We start from the raw sequence: 17,859 nt of genomic DNA, 5'->3' as shown, positions 1-17,859 counted from the left end.
GGCGCGAAACCTGCGCGAGCGAACGGGCAATGCCTTGCCCCACCCGCGGAATCCGCCGATAGCGCGCAGCGATGCACCACGGCAAACCTTACTTCTTCGTAGGCATAGGCGGATCGGGCATGATGCCGCTCGCGATGATCCTGGCAGGGCAGGGCGCCACCGTCGCCGGATCGGACCGCAGCCTGGATCAGGCCAAGCTGCCTGCGAAGTTCGACTATCTTGCGCGCCGCGGCGTCGCGTTGTTTCCGCAGGACGGCAGCGGGATAATTTCGCCCGAGCAGATCGTGGTCGCATCGGCCGCAGTCGAGGCGAGCGTGCCCGATATCGTCGCGGCCGAAGCCGTGGGCGCCGAGCGGATGACGCGCGCCGAGCTGCTGGCGAAACTGTTCAACGCCGCGCCGCTCTCGATAGGAGTGGCGGGGACCAGCGGCAAATCGACCGTCACCGGGATGATTGGCTGGATGCTCCACGCGTGCGGTCGCGATCCCACGGTGATGAACGGCGCGGTGATGAAGAATTTCGCCACGCCCGACGCGCCCTTCGCCAGCGCGCTGGTGGGCGAGGGCGAGGCGTTCGTGAGCGAAGTCGACGAGAGCGACGGCTCGATCGCGCTCTATTGGCCCAGGGTGGCGGTGCTCAACAACGTCAGCCTCGATCACAAGTCGATGGAGGAGCTGCGCGACCTGTTCGGCGGGTTCATCGCCAAGGCGGGAACTGCGGTGGTCAATCGCGACAATGGCGAAGGCGCGGCGCTGGCGATGGCGCTGCCGCCGGAGCGGCTGCTGACCTTTGCGATTGAGGGCGAAGCGGATCTGGTCGCGCGCGACCTGGAGGAACAGCGTTTCGGCGTATCGTTCGATCTGAGCGAGAAGGGCGCGGCTCCGGTGCGGGTGACGTTGCAGGTGCCGGGGCGGCACAATGTCTCCAATGCGCTTGCGGCGATCGGCGCGGTACGGGCCGCGGGCGTGCCGCTGGGAGAGGCAGTGCGCGCGATCGAGGGATTCGCAGGGCTCAAGCGGCGCTTCGAGCTGGTGGGGGAGGCGGGCGGCGTCGCCGTGATCGACGATTTCGGGCACAACCCCGACAAGATCGCCGCGACGCTCGACACGCTGCACGCCTTTCCCGGGCGGCTGCTGCTGCTGTTCCAGCCGCACGGATACGGCCCGCTCAAGGTGATGCGGCACGAGCTGGTGGCGATGTTCGCCGGCAAGCTCGGCGCGGACGATCTGCTGGTGCTCCCGGATCCGGTCTATCACGGCGGCACGGTGGCACGTGAGGTGACGAGCGCAGATATCGTGGCCGATGTGGCCGCCACCGGGCATCATGCACTCCACATTCCCGATCGGGCTTCCGCGGCGGCGCATCTGGTGGCGGAGGCGCGCGCCGGCGACCGGATCGTGGTGATGGGCGCACGCGACGACACGCTGAGCCTGCTCGCTGCTGACATGGTGGGACAGTTGGCACGCTGAACGCGCGCGATTTGCATGGACACATAGCAGCAACGTGGCATGATCGCCGTCCCCGGAGGGGCCTTGTCCGGGAACAGGAGGCGAGCATGCATGTCCTGCAGCTGTTGGGGTGCGTACGCGGCAAGCATCTGCGCAGCCGACGCAAAGCCTGGTATGACGGTAGTAGCTGGCGGTCTCGCTGCGTGGGATGCGGTACGCCGATGATCCGCAACGCGGGCACCTGGCAGCTCGACCCCGATCCCATCAGCCCACCCGAACAATCCTGACCCGAACCCCGACGACGCGGCTGCCGGGCTCGCTTTCGGAATGACAAGCTAAGTTGACATCCTTGCGCCTGATGATGTAAAGTCCGCTTGTCTTATTCGAAAGGAAGCTTGACATGGCGCGCAGCAATCCGGCGCAACGGCGTTATATCCGACGCTTCATGCCGCTCATGGCGGGATACATCCTTATCCTATTTGCGGCGAACAGGGTCGCGGACACACGGCATGTCGACGGCGCGGCGCTCGCACTGCTTTCGCTCCTGCCGACACTGCCGCTGCTCGGCGTGATCCTGGTGATGGGCCTCTACCTGCGCGAAGAGGCGGACGAATATCTTCGCAACCGACTGGTCGTTGCTATGTTGGGAGGCACCGGCCTGCTGCTCGCGGCCGCCACCATATGGGGTTTCCTCGAGAACAGCGGCTTGGTGGGGCATCCGCCGACCTTTTTGGCCTTTCCTTTCTGGTGCGGCGCCATGGGCATAGCCCATTGCGTGATGGCGCTGCGCGACCGGCTCGCCGGAGGCGGACGATGAACAACCGTTTGCGCGTGCTGCGCGCCGAGCGTGCCTGGAGCCAGCAGGATCTGGCCGAACGGCTCGAGGTCTCGCGCCAGAGCGTCAACGCGATCGAGACGGGGCGCTACGATCCGTCGCTGCCGCTCGCCTTCAAGATCGCCGACGTGTTCGGCCTCGCGATCGAAGAGATATTCCTCAACCCGTCCAAGGAGAAGGCGCAATGATCCGCCGCCTGCTGTTCGCGCTGGCCGCTACTGCCGGCATCCCCGCCATCCTGGGCCCGCAGCCGGCGCGAGCCGCACAGGCGCCCGCATCGCGCAGCCAGATGGAGCATATTTCGGTCGAGGTGATCGGGAAGGGCACGCCGGTGATCCTGATTCCCGGCCTCTCTTCTCCGCGCGAGGTGTGGGCGGGCGTCGTGCCCGATCTCGCCGGCAAGCACCGCGTCTATCTGGTGCAGGTCAACGGCTTCGGCGGCGACCAACCGCGTGCCAATCTGAAGCCGGGAGTGATCGAGGGCGTCGTGGAGGACATCCACCGGCTGATCATGGCGGAGAAGATCGAGAAGGCAGCGGTGGTCGGCCATTCGATGGGCGGCCTCGCCGGGCTGATGCTTGCCAAGGCGCATCCGGAGGATGTGGGCCGGCTGATGGTCGTGGATGCCCTGCCCTATGTGGGCGTGATCTTCGCACCGGGTGCGACGGTGGCGGCGATCGAGCCGACCGCGGCCGCGATGCGCGACCAGATGGCGGGCGCGTTCGGCAAGCCCGGCAACCCTGCGAGCGCAGCCGGCATCGCCGCGACTCAGGCGATAACCTCAGGCGCGCAGGCACAGGTCGCCAAGTGGATCCTTGCCGCCGACCCGCGCGTCTCGGCCCAGGCCTTCTATGAGGACGCGACTATCGATCTTCGCCCCGATATGGCGGCGATCGCCACGCCGATAACGCTCGTCTATCCGTGGAGTGCGCGGCTGCCCAAGGTCCGGGCCGAGCCCTTCTATCGCGGCGAATATTCCAAGGCGCCCAACGTCCGCTTCATCGACGTGGGCGATAGCGGGCATTTCGTGATGCTCGACCAGCCGGCGGAGTTCGCCAAAGCCCTGACGGCGTTTCTCGCGAACTGAAAGAAGAGGGCCCGGGAACGACCCCGGGCCCAGTTCCGCCACCATCTGCTTATTGCTCCGGCTCAATAGGTGCCGGAGAAACTCCGGTTGAGATTGTGTTCGCTCGACCAGTCCTGCCGATCCCGATCGCCGGTCTCGTTGCGGGCTTCGCCGAAAAAGGCGCCCGAGCGCTCCTCGTCGCGCCAATGCGCCTTGGCCTCGTCGGCGGTCTTGCGGAGCTTCACCTTGTCGTCGACCGAATCGATCCAGCGCGAAGGGATCGAGTGGTGGTGGCCGCCGGCATCGGTATCGCTCTTGGTGAGGATGATCCGGTCGCCACGGACCTTGTCGACCGTGCCGACATGGCTTCCGTCCGAACCCAGCACCTCCATATGCTCGGTCACGCGGCGCAGGCAATCGCGCTGGGATCGGCGGTCGGTGCGCCAGGTTTCGAATTCGTTATGGAAGCGCTGCGCGTTCTCGCGGCGGTATTCGTCATAGTCGCGGTCGAGCTCGGCAATGCGCTGGCGTCGCCAGCTGGTATAATGATCGTCGCGGCCACCGGCATCGCGCCAGCGCTCCTGCCGGCCCATGCGTTCGTCGTAGCGCTGATCCCGCTCGCGGCGGCGCTCGGCCTCCTCGTCGCCGAACCACGAGCGGACCTCGTCGCCAGCGCGTTCCAGGAAGCCGCGATCCTCGTCGTAGCGGCTGCCGTAGCCGCGGTCGCTGCTGCGTTGATACCGGTCGCGGTCCCAGGCGCCGCGATCCCAGTCGCGGCCGCGATACTCGTTACGTGGATAATCGCTGCTGGGATAGTCGCTGCGCGCGCGCCAGTCGTCGCGATAGTTGCGCCCGCGCCGGCCGTAGCCGTAGCGGCCGCGGTCCGGGCCAAGCTCGCCGGCGGCGGCGTACTCGCGCGCGCTCGAATAAGTGTAGTCGCGGCCCGACCCGTAATCCTCGGTAAAGTCGGGCGCGTTGCCGCCACGATAATAATCGTCGCCCTGGCCCCAGCGCGTGGTGCGGTCGTCCATCATCCTCTCTCCTGATCGTGTGGTATCTGGCGAGCGAGCGCACGAAAACGGCGCTCCCGCCTCACGCGGGATTCAGCGAGCGAAGGGGGAAGAGAGTTCCGAAAATTCGTCGCATTTGCGGCACTTCCGGCGCGGCCGCGGACAGGACGGGACCGACGAGTCAAGCCGGTTGCATCGCGCATCGCGTGTCGCTAAGGGGTGCGCCACCCGGGGACGGGCGGCGGGGCTGTAGCTCAGATGGGAGAGCGCTGCAATCGCACTGCAGAGGTCAGGGGTTCGATTCCCCTCAGCTCCACCAGCCGCCTCAAGCGTTTGAAAAAGCGCTAAAACCACGGAAAACCTAGGCTTTTTACAAGCGACTGTTACATTTGTAATAGGACGCGGGAGCCATGTGTACGTACCTCACCAAGCGCGGATCGACCTACTATTTCCGCCGTGTCATCCCCGCCGAATTGCGCCCTGCATTGGGCGGCAAAGCGGAGTTCATGCTGTCGCTCCGGACCAAGGATCGCGAGCAGGCTAAGCGGCTCATCCCTGACAAGACCAAGGAGACCGACCGGCTTCTAGACGAGGCAGGGCGGCGCGGTGCTCCAATCGAAATCTCCCGGCCAACTGGCGGGCCGCCTATCAGCGAGTTCCAGATCGAGCAGGGCGAGTGGGCGGCTCAGGATGAGGCAGAGCGCCAAGCCAGATGGGAAGCCCGCGAACCATTGCGGAGACGGCTTCTCGCTGCCTTTGAGCGATCCACCATGGAAATCTCCCGAGAGGAAGCCGCGATGCGCGACCTACTGCGGGACGTGCAGTTCGAATTGACCGTCGAGCAGGAGCGCCGCCTTGCGAGGCGCGTGGAGCGTGCTGAGGACCGCCGAGGCATCCGCGCACCAGAGCGGGCAGAAGATGCTTCCCTGGTGCCCGAGAACGCCACACAGGGCATCATGCTGGATGCCAAGATCATTGATCTATGGGCAGCGGAGCGGAAGCCCGCATCCAAGACGATCCAAATGCACCGCTCGGATGCCCGTTGGTTGTTGGATCGTATCGGCCGGAAGCCCGTCGATCAGATCACCCGAGGCGACATTTTGGCCTTCAAGGCGAAGCTGATCGAGGAAGGCCAGACCGCGACCAACATCAAGAACAAGCTAAGCCGGGTGCGCACGCTGCTGCAATATGCGGCGGACAATGGCCATGCGGCAGCCAACGTAGCGGCAGGGGTATCGATCAAAGACCCCGATGCAGGGAAGAAGAAGCGTCTGCCGCTGAGCCTCGCTGCGCTCAACGCGATCTTCGCCAGTCCGGTGTTTGCCCATGGAGAGCGGCCCGCGCAGGGGCGGGGCGAAGCTGCTTATTGGATGCCGCTGCTCGCGATCTTCACCGGGGCGCGGCTGGAGGAGCTAGGACAGCTTCGCCCTGATGACGTGTCGGAGCAGTCATACCCCGACCCAGAAGGGCAGACCCAGATCGCTTGGTTCATTCGGATCACGGCCGAAGCGGGGAAGCTCAAGAACGTCGCGAGTGAGCGACTGGTGCCGGTGCATCCCGAGTTAGAGCGGCTGGGTTTCCTCGATTACGCCAAGGCGATGCAGAAGCAGAGAGTGGAGCGTCTATTCCCCGCGTTGACCAAAGGCCCACACGGGAACTTCACTCACCGTTGGGGCCAGTGGTTTGGCGTGTACCTGCGGAAAGATTGTGGCGTGACCGATAGACGCATGACCTTCCACTCCTTCCGTCATGCGTTCATTGACTATGCCCGCCGGCCAGACATCCCCGAGGCTGTGCAGCGCAGGCTGGTTGGCCATGGGGGGCAGGACGTGCACGATGACTATGGCGAGGGGTACGGCCTGCATTGGCTAGTCGAGGGCGTTAAGCTCTACAAAGTTCCGGGACTTTGCCTGCCTCCTGCCTAGTGGGCATCTACTTTCGGCTCAATAACTCTAAACGCTACGCTAAGGCGGAGCGGTCAAGTCCGTAGCGCCAACTCCGGCGCGTCGGGGTCGAGGCTTGGCGGTTCGCGTAGAGTTTCTTCTGCTTCAGTGTAGAGTTGATCGGGATCGGTAAGCAGAAGCGTACGCGAGATTAGGGGAGGGAGATCATCCCTCGTCACGACTACAACTCCAGATTTGCGAGCATCTTCGAGTTCGCCGCGGACTTCCTCACGGGTCTTGGTCGTGACCATCACCGGTAACACGCGTAGGTGTTGGTTGTTGGAAAGCTGCAACCCTTTCCTAACGGCCTCTGAGCGTTGGACAAGGAGCGCGAGCTTGTGTTCCGCTTTCAAGACACCGGTCGTGCACTCAATAACGGCAAAATGACCCCTCGGCGTCGTAACCAACAGGTCGGGCGCTTCTGACATGCGAGCGTTCGCTCCGAGATGCGCTGGGCTGAACCCCAGTATCCAAAGCAACCAAGACACACTGAACTCCAGATCACGTGCCTGCTTTCCGGAGTTTTCGAGAAATGACTGCAGCGTTTGTAAACCCGGATCGCTAAGTTCGAACGCGGCTCGGCGAGGGTTTTGGCTATGGGAAGGGTCGTGGAACCACCAGTGGTGGTAGGTGGTCCCGCTGTAGGAGGCAAACGCCTGCATTACCGCTGCGGCGGGCACGTCCAATTCAGTGTAGCCAACCTCTCGCGCGGTGTCCGATGTCCAGTGCAGGTCGTTTCCGGGGATGCGACCGCGCGCGATCACTTTCCCTGCGGACAGGATGCGGTAGCCTAGGCTGGCTTTCGCATGATCCAGTCCCGGTGCCAGGCTTATGCCAAACCGCGCTTTCTCTCCCTCGACTGCAGATGCGGCGTCGATGGCGGCAACTTCGAACGCCATTATCTCAAAAAGCGAGGCAGGGTCTGGCAGTGTGGGTATCCCTAGAGTTCCCAATAGGTCGGCCATACCGTCGAAAGGTTGTTCGGTAGCCCGCAACTCCCAGTCAAAGGGAGTATGAGAATGGTACCCGTACTGGTCGCTGCCACGGATTTGCAGCAGGCTGACGCGTATTTGCCGTTCGACACCATCTGGATGGAGTGGAAGATAGGACGCAGCATATCCGCCGCCAAACTGTTGAGGAAATAGCAGCCGTTCCCCTCCTGCGACTAGCGCTCCGCTTAGAACGTCCTGCACCCGCTGTCGGGCCTCACTGGGTCCTCCCGCCAGTAGCTCGGCTCCGGCAATTATGTTGTCAGTGCGAACTTGGAATGGTTTCACTCCGACACCGGAGAAGTTGTAATTGATCCGGCCTCGGAACAGGTGCCAACTTTCGTCCCTGCGGAACGCTAAATAGCTCAGCGTCGGCTTCATATGAGGCTCGAAAGCACTGATCGCATCGAAGAACGCCGCTGCCTCAGGCGGTGGTGCTAGCTTGCTCTCATCTTCAGCCATTGCCTCTCCACCTCGACAATCCCGAAGCCCCGCACCTTTCTGGCGTGCGGCTCCCCCGACTAGCCACAGCCTATGCTATAGTCCGGCCTCGCGTAACAGGTCTGCTGCTGAGCCGTTGAGTGCGGCCGCGATCCTAAGCACGTTTAGAAGCGTGACGTTCCGCTCGCCGCGCTCGATCTTTCCCATGTGAGAGCGATCGATACCCGACGCATCCGCGAGGGCTTCCTGAGAGAGCCCGCGCGCCTTCCTCGCCGTGCGCACAGCTTCACCCAGCCGCTTAAGCTGGCCATCGGTATCCTGCTGTCCAGAGACGCGCGCCACGCACCAGCGGTCGCCTCACGCGCTCACACGTTCCACGGTATTTACGACCCAAAACATTCGTGCGAGGGATGTCGCCATGATCCTACTTTCTCTCGCCTTCGCAATTGCCCAGCAAGACCAAGAAGCATCCATGGAGGCGTGGAAAGCCTGCGCGGTTTCCGCCTCTGCTCGATTGTTGGAAGACGGTGCTGAGTGGAAGACTGCCGCCTACGGGGCACTCGACCAGTGCAAGAAGTACGAGGACGCCTTCGCGCGGCTATCCGGTGTCACGAAGGTGGATGTCGAAGTCGCAAAGGCTCGCGTGGCGATGGCGATGCGGTCGGCGGACGCCAATCGAAGCTACCGCGGCGACGCGCGCTAGCAGTGGCGGCAGGCTACCTACGGCTTAGCATCAAACGGTATTGGCCAACCCGCCCACTCTAGCGCTGCGCGGAGTTGTGGAAACTCAGCGAGGGCGCTGCATACTCCGTGGTAGTTGAGCTTGGCCAAATCAGGCTCTCGGTACCCATCGGGGAAGATTATTTCCAAGCGACCGGTCGGCCATCGTTTGGCGACAAGCCCCTCGAACTCTCCCTCCAAATGTTCGCCCGCCTGCTCGCGCCGCTTGCGCTCAAGCAGATCAAGGTGCCCGTCCATACTGCGCTGCGCCTTTGGCGAGGCCCCGGCCTTCATTCGCTCAAAGTTCTCCTCGCCTCGGTCGAGGTGGCAGGCGTAGCAGGACCGATCCCGCACGCGCTTCTTGAAGTTCCCGCATCTGCCGCAGGGGCGCTCCAGATCGATGTAGAACGCGATCCCGTCGAGGAAGGCGGCGAACCTCTGGCGGTTCGCCACGCGCGCTCTGAGGGCCTCCAGAAAGGCAGTATCGGCATGGCACAGTCGCCGTTGCTGCGCGTCCAACTTGTCGGCGCGGGGTTGCCGGTGGTGAAGTGTGAAGTACGGATTAGATTGTGGGCCGACGCGCCGGGTCATGCGAGTTGAGATGCTCCAGATGAATAATTCGCCCCATGGGTGAACCCCGCCCCTGGTGGGCAGGCGATTGGCGAGATACGGGGTTGGATGCGGCGGGCGACCACCGCGATTTGTGCACATCGTGCAATACAGAGAACTCTGTGGGTCCTCCTGCATGATGCCTCGTTCAAGAGTGTGCCAGCAGCACATTCCGCAGAGCATCGATTGAAACAGCCGAGCCATTCCCGCGAACGCGCCTCCTGCCAGCGGCCGTTTGGTCCTGCTGTGCGACAAGATCGCCGATGGTCACAGTGCCATTGTCGTGGAATGTGATTTCGCCCCGGAAGGTCCAGCCGGTCCCGCTTTGGCGAAAGCGCAGCCTTAGCCGCTTCCGGATTTCCGTCAGGCTCCTGCACTTGGATATGTCGGTGGCGTTCCCGAGCTCATAGCATAGTGATTGCAGCCTCGTTATCAGGACGGGGTCATTGAAACGCCGCTTGATGCGGTGTTCAGAAATGGGCCGACTGTACCAGTTAGACGCCAGCGCGGCGACCTGTGCAGCGCTAAGCTCTAGGCTCTCAGGCCGTTGCAGCCAGTATCTCACCACGTCGCGTTCTACCGTCTCAACCAAGGTGTTGGGGTCAAATACGTAGAGCTTGCCCATCCCGCCCAATTTCTTGCCAGCGAGGTTGGGAAATGCCTGCTGTGCCTCGGCCGCAAACATCGCGATCCGCTGCCGCAGTTCAGCTAGTTCAGTCGCACTGTTCGTAAGCGCGTACGACTGGTTGGGTAGTGTGTCAGGCAGAGCGTCAACAATGCTGGCGCACTCGTTGCCTAAGTCGAAGGCCATGCAATCAGGCCCGGATTTCCTGTGGCTGGCCCTTCAGATACTCGAGCCTGCCCTTTAAGTTTTTCAAACAGTTCTCCCTTCTGAGATGTCAAAATCGGCGGATACATGCAGTCATGCACCCGTCTCGTAGTTGTTACGATGTTATGGAGTGCCAGCGACACGGTACTCTAACCGCCGCTGGCTTATATCGCGCAGCCCTCTGGCCACCGTGCTGCCTCCAACCGCCCCACCGGGCTGTCTGCTTGGCTGACGGCGCGCATGGCTCCGTGCAGTCGCCCCAAGCAGCGAGGCTATTTTTCACCACCCCTGGCACCAGACGGGAGGTTCTGCCTCCGCCGTGGCGACGCACCAGCAAGCGATCGGCGGCGCAACTACGAACGGCTCCGCACCATGTCAAGCCGGGGTGGTCAACGCTCGGCGCAATACCGCTTCACGGTCGCCGCGCTCACCTTGAAATGCTTGGCCGTGGTGCTGATGCTCGCGCTATTCGCCTTGCGCCACGCGGCTATCTCGTCACCGCCCTTCACCGGCTTCCGGCCCAAGCCGTGCTTGCCCTTGTGCGTTTTGCCGGTTTCCGCCAGCGCCTTCCGGGCCGCTGCCCTGCCGCTTTCCGTGCGTTCCCGGATGCGGCTGCGCTCCATGTCGGCAACCTGCGCCAGCACGGCTAAGATAATTTCACCAACGCCCTTGGCGATGGGACCGATGCCGCGCACGTCAACCGTCACGCCCCGGTTAATTAGATCGCGCACGGTTGCCTGTACGTCCAAGGCATCGCGTCCAAGGCGATCTATCGCATTGACGCACACGGTATCGCCGCTGCGCACTTGCTCCAGTAGCTTTGAGAACTGCGGGCGGCTGGCGGCCATGGTCGCGCCGCTAATCCCTTCGTCGGCAAACTCACGGTCGAACGGTTTGCCGCCCTGCATCGCGGCCCGCTGAGCTTCGATGCTCTGGTCGCCGGTGGATACGCGGTAATAGGCAATGCGGTGCGACATGTGGGCTCCTTGGCTCAAAAGATAGGGTGGCGTATGTGATTGGCTCATAAGGTGGCCAATAACGCCCGTCAATCTATCCTGTGAGCCTAGCTGTTAGCTTATAACTTTTGATCTATATGTGTTTGGCGGAACCCGGCCGAGGGGGAAATGGCGTGCGCAATTGTCAGAGTTGCCATCGCGCATGGCCGGATCGAACTCAAGTCGTCGAGTGCGGAGCCGACGGAGGGGGCATCGGGCAACGACCCTGCAAGTTGCAACCAGCGTTGATCGCGGAGGAGCACCTCCCTAGAACGCCTCCGCCCCGCCTCATTAGGTGCTTGGGTTAGAGCGACGGGGTACAATGGCGAAGCTTAGCCAGGCGGAACTGGAACGGCATCTTTGGGGCGCGGCGGACATTCTGCGTGGAACGGTCGATGCCGGGGATTACAAGCAATATATCTTCGGGCTCCTGTTCTATAAGCGGCTGTGTGACGTATGGGATGAGGAGTTCGAGGCATTGCTCGCCGAGACCGGCGACCGCGAGGAAGCGGCGGAGCCGGATGAGCACCGCTTTCATATTCCGGCAGAGCATCGCTGGGACGAGGTGCGCAAGCACGCCACACATATCGGTCAGCGGCTAAACAACGCACTTTCGAACATCGAAGATCACAACCTACGGCTGCGCGGCGTGTTCGGCGATGTGGACTTCGCCAATCAGGATCGCTTCTCCGACGCCCTGCTCGAAAAGCTTCTCGCGCATTTCGAGAAGCACCGGCTGCGCAACGCCGATGTGTCTGCGGACATGCTCGGCGACGCCTATCTCTACCTCATCAAGATGTTCGCGGAGGGTGCGGGCAAGAAGGGCGGCGAGTTCTATACGCCGCGCTCCATCGTTCGGCTCATGGTGGAAATCGTCGAGCCGCGCCCCGGCATGTCTATCTATGATCCGACCTGCGGCTCGGCGGGTATGTTGCTGGAGGCGGTCCAGTTTCTGAAGGACCGAGGCGAGAACGCGCGCAGCCTCTCGCTCTATGGGCAGGAGAAAAACTTCGCGACTTGGGGTATCGCCGAGATCAACCTGTTCCTGCACGACGTGGACGATGCCTTCATCGCCAAGGGCGACGTGATCCTTTCCCCAAAGCGCTATGACACCAAGGCGAAAGAGTTCGTCGAAGGCGTCGGTGCTTATGATCGCGTGCTCGCCAACCCGCCCTTCTCCGAGAAGGTGTGGGGCTATGACGTATGGCAGAACGGCGACCCGTTCGGGCGCGACGAATATGGCTGCCCGCCCAAGGGCTACGGCGATCTTGCCTTTGTTCAGCACATGCTCGCTAGCCTCAAGGATGACGGGGTGCTCGCGGTGGTGGTGCCGCATGGCGTGTTGTTCCGTGGTGGCGCCGAGGGACGTATCCGGCAGGCCATGCTGGAGGCCGACGTGATTGAGGCGGTGGTGGGGCTGGCCCCTAACCTATTCTATGGAGCAGGCATCCCTGCCGCGCTGCTGATCTGCCGCAAGAGGAAGCCCGCCGATCGGCGCGACAAGGTGCTGATCGTCAACGGCGACGCTACTTACACGCCCGGCAAGGCGCAGAACTTCCTAACCGACGATCACATCCGCACACTGGTCGATGCCGTCCACGGCTTTGCCGACATCGACAAGCTGGCCCGCGTGGTGTCGCGGGAAGAGATTGCCGTCAACGCTTACAACCTCAACATCAGCCGCTATGTCCAGACCGGCGCGGATGCCGAGGCAGTCGATGTCGCGGCGGAAGTCGCCAAGCTGCGAGACCTGATCGCCGAGCGCAACGAGGCGGAAGCCGTGATGTTCGGCCATCTGCGGAGGCTCGGCTATGTGGAGTGAGTTGCCGAAGGGGTGGTCGCGAACAACTCTAGGCGAAATCACTACCGTAAAAGCGAGGATCGGCTGGAGGGGGCTGTCGGCAAGCGAATATACCGAAGATGGTCCTTTTCTGATCGCTGGGAAGCATATCCGGTCAGGTGTGATTGATTGGGCCGCGTGTGACCATCTTTCCACCTATCGCTACGATGAGTCGCCCGAAATACAGATGCAGGCGGGCGACGTGATTTTCTCGAAAGATGGGTCAATAGGTAATCCCGCGCTGATCGAAAATCTGCCTGGCCCGGCAACGATCAACGGCACCATGATGATGATCCGTTCGCATACTGAGCATCTTGAGCCAAGCTATCTTTACCAAGTAGTATGCGGCGCAGACTTCCACCGAATGGTTCGCGAGAAGCTGTCTGGCAGCTCAATCCCGCACATCTTTCAGAGGGACATCGTTCACTTTCCGGTGACCCTCCCGCCGCTCGACGAGCAGCGGCGGATCGCCGAGGTGCTGCGGTCGGTGGATGAAGCGATTGCGGCTAACTCTGCCTTGCTTGATGGTGTCAAAGCGACGAAGCAGGGCACAATGGAGGCTGTTCTGTCAGGCGGCTTCGCTGAAGTCCGCTTGGAAACCTTGCTTGCCGACACGCGCTATCCGATGCGTAGCGGTCCATTCGGCAGCGCGCTGTTGAAGTCTGAACTGCAACCCGAGGGCATCCCGTTCTTGGGTATCGACAACGTGCATGTCGAGCGGTTCGTGCCAGTCTATAGGCGCTTCGTCTCCGATGACAAATACCGCGAGCTTGCGCGCTATACCGTCTATCCGGGCGATGTGATGGTCACGATAATGGGTACGGTCGGGCGTTGTTGCGTTGTCCCGCCCGATGTCGGTACGGCGATCTCGTCGAAGCATGTCTGGACGCTCACTCTTGATCAAGATCGATACTCACCGGCCTTGTTGGCGTGGCAGTTCAATCACTCGCCCGCCGTGCTGGGACAGCTTCAAGGATCGGCACAGGGCGGCATTATGAGGGCGATCAGTTCCGGCACGTTGCGCGACCTGCTGGTGCCCTTGCCTTCGCCTGACGAGGTGCAGACGATCGAAGGCTTGCTGTTGTCGTTCAATAATCAGATTGCCGCCCTTGAGGCCGAACTGGAAGCCGCCAAGGCCTTGAAGGCCGCCCTTATGTCTGACCTTCTTTCCGGTCGCGTGCGGGTGCCCGAATGAGCGAGTATCGCCTTGCCGAGAAGCCCGCGCTCGATGCGCTGGTCGCCATGGGCTGGCAGGCGCTGTCGCCCGCCTCGGCTCAAGCGATGCGGGTGGAAGAGAACCGGGTCATCCTGAAACCCGTGCTGATCGCGGCGCTGCGCGACCTCAACGGCATTGGTGAGGCCGACGCCGAGGCGATCTACAATGACCTCGCTACCCTATCCGAAAACGAAGACTGGCAGCGCAAGCTGCGCGGCGGCTATTCCCGCCGCCTGATCGCCGAGAACCGTGATAGCCCGGTCACGTTGATCGACTTCAAGTATCCCAGCCGCAACCAGTTCCACGTCACCCGTCAGTTCCGCGTCGCCGCCCAGCGCCCGCGCGTGGCCGATCTGGTGCTGTTCGTGAACGGCATCCCGCTGGTGGTGATCGAGGCCAAGTCGCCACTGAAAGGCACCGCGACGGGCGACGAAGCCTACGAACAGATCAGGCAGTATGAGCGAGACATCCCGCGTCTCTTCTATCCCAACGCCTTCAACATCATCACCGACGGGATGAAGACCGAATATGGCGCGGTTGGTGCTAAAACCCAGTTCTACGCCCCCTGGCGTGATGCGTGGCCGCGCGCTGCCGCCGACTTCACGGATGATTTGTCGAGAGACTTGTGGTGCCTGTGCGAGCCGTCACGTCTGCTTGATCTGCTTGCGCATTTCATGGTGTTCGAGGTGGACCCGGAAACGGGCCGCAAGATCAAGAAGGTCTGCCGCTATCAGCAGTTCCGCGCGGTCAACAAGGCGGTGCAACGGGTTGCAACGGGCGAGCACCGCAACGGGCTGATCTGGCACACGCAGGGCAGCGGCAAGAGCCTGACGATGGTGTTCCTCGCGCTCAAGCTGAAAACCCATCTGACGCTTGACGCGCCGACGCTGGCGAACCCGAACATTTTGGTGCTGACCGACCGGATCGACCTGGACAACCAGATCAGCAGTACGTTCGTTGCCTGCGGCCTGCCCAACCCGACGCAGTGCGGATCGGTGGCGGCGCTGCGTGATGCGGTGAGCCGGGGCGGTAACGGGCAAATCCTCCTCTCCACCATCTTCAAGTTTGCCGGATCGCGGGAGCCGATCCCCAATTCCGCCAACTGGATCGTGCTGGTCGATGAGTGCCACCGCACGCAGGAAAAGGATCTGGGTGCATATCTGCAAGCCACGCTGCCCGACGCGCACTTCTACGGCTTCACCGGCACCCCGATCAAATCGACGGACAAGGACACCTACGCCCGGTTTAGCGTCGCGGGTGAAGGCTATCTCGATAAATACGGCATCGACGACGCGGTGCGCGATGGCGCGACTGTCCCGATCCTCTACGAAGGCCGCAAGACCGCTTGGGCGATCAACGAGGCCGAGATCGACATCCTATTCGATCGTTGGTTCGTCGATCTGCCCGATGAGAAGCGGGAGGCGTTGAAGCGCAAGGGGCTTACCGTCGCCACGCTGGCCAAGCATCCAGAGCGCATCCGCCTGATCGCCTTAGACATCTGGGAGCACTTCAAGCAGGTGTGCCAGCCGGATGGCTTCAAAGCGCAGATTGTCGCGGTCGATCGCGAAGCAGTGATCCTCTATCGCGCCGCACTGTCCGCCGCCATCGCCGCCGATCTGGAGCGGGGAGGGACGGACGCCGATGCTGCTGCCGCGCAAGCGGACGCTATGATCGCCTGTGTCTATTCGTCCAGTCAGGAGGACAACAAGCCCTCCGAGATAGCCGAGGTGCAGGCACTGCGCGACGAGCTGGAGGCCTATTATCTGGACGCGGAGGGCGAGAAAGACGCCAAGCGGCTGTTCAAGGAAGCGGGAAAAGACCCGCAGTTCCTGATTGTCTGCGACAAGCTGCTGACCGGGTTCGACGCGCCCATCGAGCACGTCATGTATCTCGACAAGCCGCTCAAGGAGCACAATCTGCTCCAGGCCATCGCGCGGACCAACCGCACCTGTTCGATCAAGCTGGCGAACGGTGCGGAGATCGAGAAACCCAATGGCCGGATAGTCGATTACATTGGCGTCACCAATCATCTCGACGACGCGTTGAAGTCCTACCGCGCCGATGATGTCGAAAACGCAATGCGCGACATCGCGGTGCTGCGGAACGATCTCAAGGAAGCCCATGCCCGCTACCGTGCGCAGAAGCGCGCAATGGGGCTGGAAGGCATGGACGAGAAGGCCGCTGCCTATGCGGCAGCCGCGATTGCCGCCGATGGCCGGGAGGACGAGTGGTTCGACCTCCAGCGGCTCACCCGCATATTCATCAAGGTCTATGGTGACTTGTCACCCGATCCTGCGATCCTGGACTTCACCGGCGAAGTGAAATGGGCGGCTGCGTTCTTGCGCCTTGCCACGCAGGCCATCGCCAAGGACGAAAGCCTCGATCACCGCAGCTATACCGGCAAGATCAGGGACATGCTTGAAACGCACGTCCATGTGACCGGGCTGTCCACCACCATCCGCCTGCGCAACATCACCGATCCGAACTTCGCGGACGATTTCGAGACCGAGGAGCGGTCGGACGAGGAGTTGCAGGAAGCGTTCGTGCGCAAGTCCGCCGAGCTGCGCCGGGTGACCCGCGAACTGGTGGACAAGAACCCGGCGCAATATGGCCGCTTCTCCGAACGGGTTCTGGAGATCATCCGCCGGTTCGAGGCCGGGCAGATCGCCGCCGCCGATGGCTTGGCGGATTTCGAGGGGCTGACCGGCGACATTCAGGCGGAGCAAGGCGCACACTCCGAATTGGGCATGGACGAGAACGCTTTCTCCATCCTGCGCATCATGGAGACGATCGCGCCCGCCACCGAGCACGACACCTTGCAAGCCGCTGCGATGGCGATTGGCGCAGTCTATGCTGAAGCCGCCGCGACCCAGCCCGCCTTCGCGCACATGGAGGCGTATCTGCGCAGCTTGCGGCAACAGGTGCGGCGCATCCTGACTGAGCATGGCATCGGCGAGACCAAAATCATCCGCGAGAAGGTCGAGGAGTTCGCGATCCACGCCTATGGTGGCGGGGCCTGATGCCGGTTCTCCAGATCGGTCGGGCTGAGATCGCCTATGAACTGCGGCGCAGCGCTACGGCTGCAGAGCGTCGCATCACGGTGACGCCGAACCATGTCGAGGTAATGGCGCTTACCACCGACGGTGATGACGAAATCGCCGGGTTTCTAGACCGCAAGCGGCAATGGCTGTTCAACACCATGCGAGACATGGAGCGCATCGCCGCCAGCCGCCACGCCGTGCCCCGGTTCATGACCGGCTCGAAAATACCCTATCGTGGCCGCAACATGCCCCTGACTGTGCGGCGTAGCGATGGTGAGCGGATGGAAGTCACCTACCGTAATGGCTTCATCGTCGATCTGCCTTGCTGGGCTGGTGTGGATACCGATGACCTAGTGGCCCGTGAACTTAAGCTATGGTTGAAGCAACGGGCGCGGCGCGATGTTAGGGCGATGGCTTCCGAGCTTGCCGCACGCGCCGCCCTCATGCCAAGGTCCGTTCGCGTTGCCGATTTCGCGAATGGGTGGGGTTCTTGCGGTCCAGAGGGCAATGTCCTCGTGAACTGGCAGTTGATCTTCGCGCCAAAGAAGGTGTTGGAATACGTCGTCGCCCATGAGTTTTCTCATCTTAGACACCGCTCGCACGGGCCAGAGTTCTGGGCCTTCCTCGGCACGCTTTATCCCGGATGGGAACAGGCCGCGGCATGGCTGGATAGGCACCAATCTGCCTTGTCCGGCGACTTTCTGACGGGAGTGGTTTGAGGGTTTTCCTGTAGCAAGCCGCTTGCTGATCGTGTGGCTTCTGTTACATTTGCGTGTGCCAAGCGGTAACAGGCGCTCAGAAAAATCCCTTATTTTCCAGTGGTTAGGCAATGGCGGGGACATTCCCCTCAGCTCCACCAACCGCCGTGAAGTTTCGT

At 62.3% G+C, this 17,859-nt stretch carries 16 protein-coding genes and 1 tRNA gene; 12 read left to right on the top strand and 5 right to left on the bottom strand.

Features of this window, described 5'->3' with window-relative positions:
- The first annotated feature begins 71 nt into the window (after positions 1 to 71).
- From ACMGDH_RS13395 to ACMGDH_RS13380, 4 genes are all read left to right on the top strand, one after another.
- Complete coding sequence (locus ACMGDH_RS13395; protein ID WP_436828459.1) at positions 72 to 1,469, top strand: UDP-N-acetylmuramate--L-alanine ligase; 1,398 nt, start codon at positions 72 to 74, stop codon at positions 1,467 to 1,469.
- 379 nt (positions 1,470 to 1,848) lie between these two features.
- A complete protein-coding gene (locus tag ACMGDH_RS13390) occupies positions 1,849 to 2,265 on the top strand; it encodes a hypothetical protein (protein ID WP_436828458.1) in 417 nt (138 codons plus the stop codon).
- Entirely contained in the window at positions 2,262 to 2,471 is a 210-nt protein-coding gene (locus ACMGDH_RS13385) for a helix-turn-helix transcriptional regulator (RefSeq protein ID WP_436828457.1), read from the top strand. The genes ACMGDH_RS13390 and ACMGDH_RS13385 overlap by 4 nt, the downstream gene beginning before the upstream one ends.
- The gene (locus ACMGDH_RS13380; protein ID WP_436828456.1) at positions 2,468 to 3,370 is read left to right on the top strand and encodes an alpha/beta fold hydrolase; all 903 of its coding nucleotides are present in this window, start codon (positions 2,468 to 2,470) and stop codon (positions 3,368 to 3,370) included. The genes ACMGDH_RS13385 and ACMGDH_RS13380 overlap by 4 nt, the downstream gene beginning before the upstream one ends.
- A 62-nt stretch (positions 3,371 to 3,432) precedes the next feature.
- Here the strand turns inward: ACMGDH_RS13380 and ACMGDH_RS13375 are convergent, their stop codons facing one another.
- Positions 3,433 to 4,380, bottom strand: coding sequence for a DUF2171 domain-containing protein (locus ACMGDH_RS13375; protein ID WP_436828455.1), 948 nt, complete (start codon positions 4,378 to 4,380; stop codon positions 3,433 to 3,435).
- A gap of 222 nt (positions 4,381 to 4,602) precedes the next feature.
- Here ACMGDH_RS13375 and ACMGDH_RS13370 point away from each other — a divergent pair.
- Together ACMGDH_RS13370 and ACMGDH_RS13365 are read left to right on the top strand one after the other, a co-directional pair.
- A tRNA-Ala gene (locus ACMGDH_RS13370) sits at positions 4,603 to 4,678 on the top strand.
- A 91-nt stretch (positions 4,679 to 4,769) separates the two neighbouring features.
- Entirely contained in the window at positions 4,770 to 6,284 is a 1,515-nt protein-coding gene (locus ACMGDH_RS13365; protein ID WP_436828454.1) for a DUF6538 domain-containing protein, read from the top strand.
- A 53-nt stretch (positions 6,285 to 6,337) separates the two neighbouring features.
- Here ACMGDH_RS13365 and ACMGDH_RS13360 read toward each other — a convergent pair whose 3' ends face one another.
- Positions 6,338 to 7,753: a hypothetical protein gene (locus ACMGDH_RS13360; protein ID WP_436828453.1), complete on the bottom strand. Its 1,416-nt coding sequence runs from the start codon at positions 7,751 to 7,753 to the stop codon at positions 6,338 to 6,340.
- A 75-nt stretch (positions 7,754 to 7,828) separates the two neighbouring features.
- Positions 7,829 to 8,074: a helix-turn-helix domain-containing protein gene (locus ACMGDH_RS13355; protein WP_436828452.1), complete on the bottom strand. Its 246-nt coding sequence runs from the start codon at positions 8,072 to 8,074 to the stop codon at positions 7,829 to 7,831.
- A gap of 76 nt (positions 8,075 to 8,150) precedes the next feature.
- Here ACMGDH_RS13355 and ACMGDH_RS13350 point away from each other — a divergent pair, with 76 nt between their 5' ends.
- Together ACMGDH_RS13350 and ACMGDH_RS13345 are read left to right on the top strand one after the other, a co-directional pair.
- Positions 8,151 to 8,435 (top strand): hypothetical protein, encoded by a 285-nt coding sequence (locus tag ACMGDH_RS13350; RefSeq protein WP_436828451.1) that lies wholly within the window; start codon positions 8,151 to 8,153, stop codon positions 8,433 to 8,435.
- A gap of 107 nt (positions 8,436 to 8,542) precedes the next feature.
- Positions 8,543 to 9,052 carry a hypothetical protein gene (locus tag ACMGDH_RS13345; RefSeq protein WP_436828450.1) on the top strand — a complete coding sequence of 170 codons (510 nt, stop codon included), beginning with the start codon at positions 8,543 to 8,545 and terminating at the stop codon, positions 9,050 to 9,052.
- Positions 9,053 to 9,209: 157 nt separating this feature from the next.
- Here the strand turns inward: ACMGDH_RS13345 and ACMGDH_RS13340 are convergent, their stop codons facing one another.
- The gene (locus tag ACMGDH_RS13340; RefSeq protein ID WP_436828449.1) at positions 9,210 to 9,872 is read right to left on the bottom strand and encodes a hypothetical protein; all 663 of its coding nucleotides are present in this window, start codon (positions 9,870 to 9,872) and stop codon (positions 9,210 to 9,212) included.
- 407 nt (positions 9,873 to 10,279) lie between these two features.
- Positions 10,280 to 10,867, bottom strand: coding sequence for a recombinase family protein (locus tag ACMGDH_RS13335; protein ID WP_436828448.1), 588 nt, complete (start codon positions 10,865 to 10,867; stop codon positions 10,280 to 10,282).
- A 340-nt stretch (positions 10,868 to 11,207) separates the two neighbouring features.
- Here ACMGDH_RS13335 and ACMGDH_RS13330 point away from each other — a divergent pair, with 340 nt between their 5' ends.
- The 4 genes from ACMGDH_RS13330 to ACMGDH_RS13315 are packed head-to-tail and all read left to right on the top strand — an operon-like array spanning position 11,208 to position 17,701.
- Positions 11,208 to 12,707: a type I restriction-modification system subunit M gene (locus ACMGDH_RS13330; RefSeq protein ID WP_436828447.1), complete on the top strand. Its 1,500-nt coding sequence runs from the start codon at positions 11,208 to 11,210 to the stop codon at positions 12,705 to 12,707.
- Positions 12,697 to 13,920: a restriction endonuclease subunit S gene (locus tag ACMGDH_RS13325; RefSeq protein WP_436828446.1), complete on the top strand. Its 1,224-nt coding sequence runs from the start codon at positions 12,697 to 12,699 to the stop codon at positions 13,918 to 13,920. The genes ACMGDH_RS13330 and ACMGDH_RS13325 overlap by 11 nt, the downstream gene beginning before the upstream one ends.
- Positions 13,917 to 16,961: a type I restriction endonuclease subunit R gene (locus ACMGDH_RS13320; protein WP_436828445.1), complete on the top strand. Its 3,045-nt coding sequence runs from the start codon at positions 13,917 to 13,919 to the stop codon at positions 16,959 to 16,961. Before ACMGDH_RS13325 ends, ACMGDH_RS13320 begins: the two co-directional genes overlap by 4 nt.
- Complete coding sequence (locus ACMGDH_RS13315) at positions 16,961 to 17,701, top strand: M48 family metallopeptidase (protein WP_436828444.1); 741 nt, start codon at positions 16,961 to 16,963, stop codon at positions 17,699 to 17,701. Before ACMGDH_RS13320 ends, ACMGDH_RS13315 begins: the two co-directional genes overlap by 1 nt.
- The last annotated feature ends 158 nt before the right edge of the window (positions 17,702 to 17,859 follow it).

Origin of the sequence: Sphingomonas radicis (genome assembly GCF_051400635.1) — a bacterium.
Lineage (GTDB): Bacteria > Pseudomonadota > Alphaproteobacteria > Sphingomonadales > Sphingomonadaceae > Sphingomonas.
The sequence above is the reverse complement of the archived record's forward strand: the minus strand, read 5'-3'. Positions and strand labels throughout refer to the sequence as shown.

What these genes read in the sequence shown, in the direction of transcription:
- ACMGDH_RS13350 (WP_436828451.1), top strand. Translation starts at nt 8,151, where the DNA reads ATGATCCTACTTTCTCTCGCCTTCGCAATTGCCCAGCAAGACCAAGAA.
- ACMGDH_RS13365 (WP_436828454.1), top strand. Translation starts at nt 4,770, where the DNA reads ATGTGTACGTACCTCACCAAGCGCGGATCGACCTACTATTTCCGCCGT.
- ACMGDH_RS13315 (WP_436828444.1), top strand. Translation starts at nt 16,961, where the DNA reads ATGCCGGTTCTCCAGATCGGTCGGGCTGAGATCGCCTATGAACTGCGG.
- ACMGDH_RS13340 (WP_436828449.1), bottom strand. Translation starts at nt 9,872, where the DNA reads ATGGCCTTCGACTTAGGCAACGAGTGCGCCAGCATTGTTGACGCTCTG.
- ACMGDH_RS13320 (WP_436828445.1), top strand. Translation starts at nt 13,917, where the DNA reads ATGAGCGAGTATCGCCTTGCCGAGAAGCCCGCGCTCGATGCGCTGGTC.
- ACMGDH_RS13380 (WP_436828456.1), top strand. Translation starts at nt 2,468, where the DNA reads ATGATCCGCCGCCTGCTGTTCGCGCTGGCCGCTACTGCCGGCATCCCC.
- ACMGDH_RS13390 (WP_436828458.1), top strand. Translation starts at nt 1,849, where the DNA reads ATGGCGCGCAGCAATCCGGCGCAACGGCGTTATATCCGACGCTTCATG.
- ACMGDH_RS13325 (WP_436828446.1), top strand. Translation starts at nt 12,697, where the DNA reads ATGTGGAGTGAGTTGCCGAAGGGGTGGTCGCGAACAACTCTAGGCGAA.
- ACMGDH_RS13385 (WP_436828457.1), top strand. Translation starts at nt 2,262, where the DNA reads ATGAACAACCGTTTGCGCGTGCTGCGCGCCGAGCGTGCCTGGAGCCAG.
- ACMGDH_RS13360 (WP_436828453.1), bottom strand. Translation starts at nt 7,753, where the DNA reads ATGGCTGAAGATGAGAGCAAGCTAGCACCACCGCCTGAGGCAGCGGCG.
- ACMGDH_RS13375 (WP_436828455.1), bottom strand. Translation starts at nt 4,380, where the DNA reads ATGGACGACCGCACCACGCGCTGGGGCCAGGGCGACGATTATTATCGT.
- ACMGDH_RS13395 (WP_436828459.1), top strand. Translation starts at nt 72, where the DNA reads ATGCACCACGGCAAACCTTACTTCTTCGTAGGCATAGGCGGATCGGGC.
- ACMGDH_RS13330 (WP_436828447.1), top strand. Translation starts at nt 11,208, where the DNA reads ATGGCGAAGCTTAGCCAGGCGGAACTGGAACGGCATCTTTGGGGCGCG.
- ACMGDH_RS13335 (WP_436828448.1), bottom strand. Translation starts at nt 10,867, where the DNA reads ATGTCGCACCGCATTGCCTATTACCGCGTATCCACCGGCGACCAGAGC.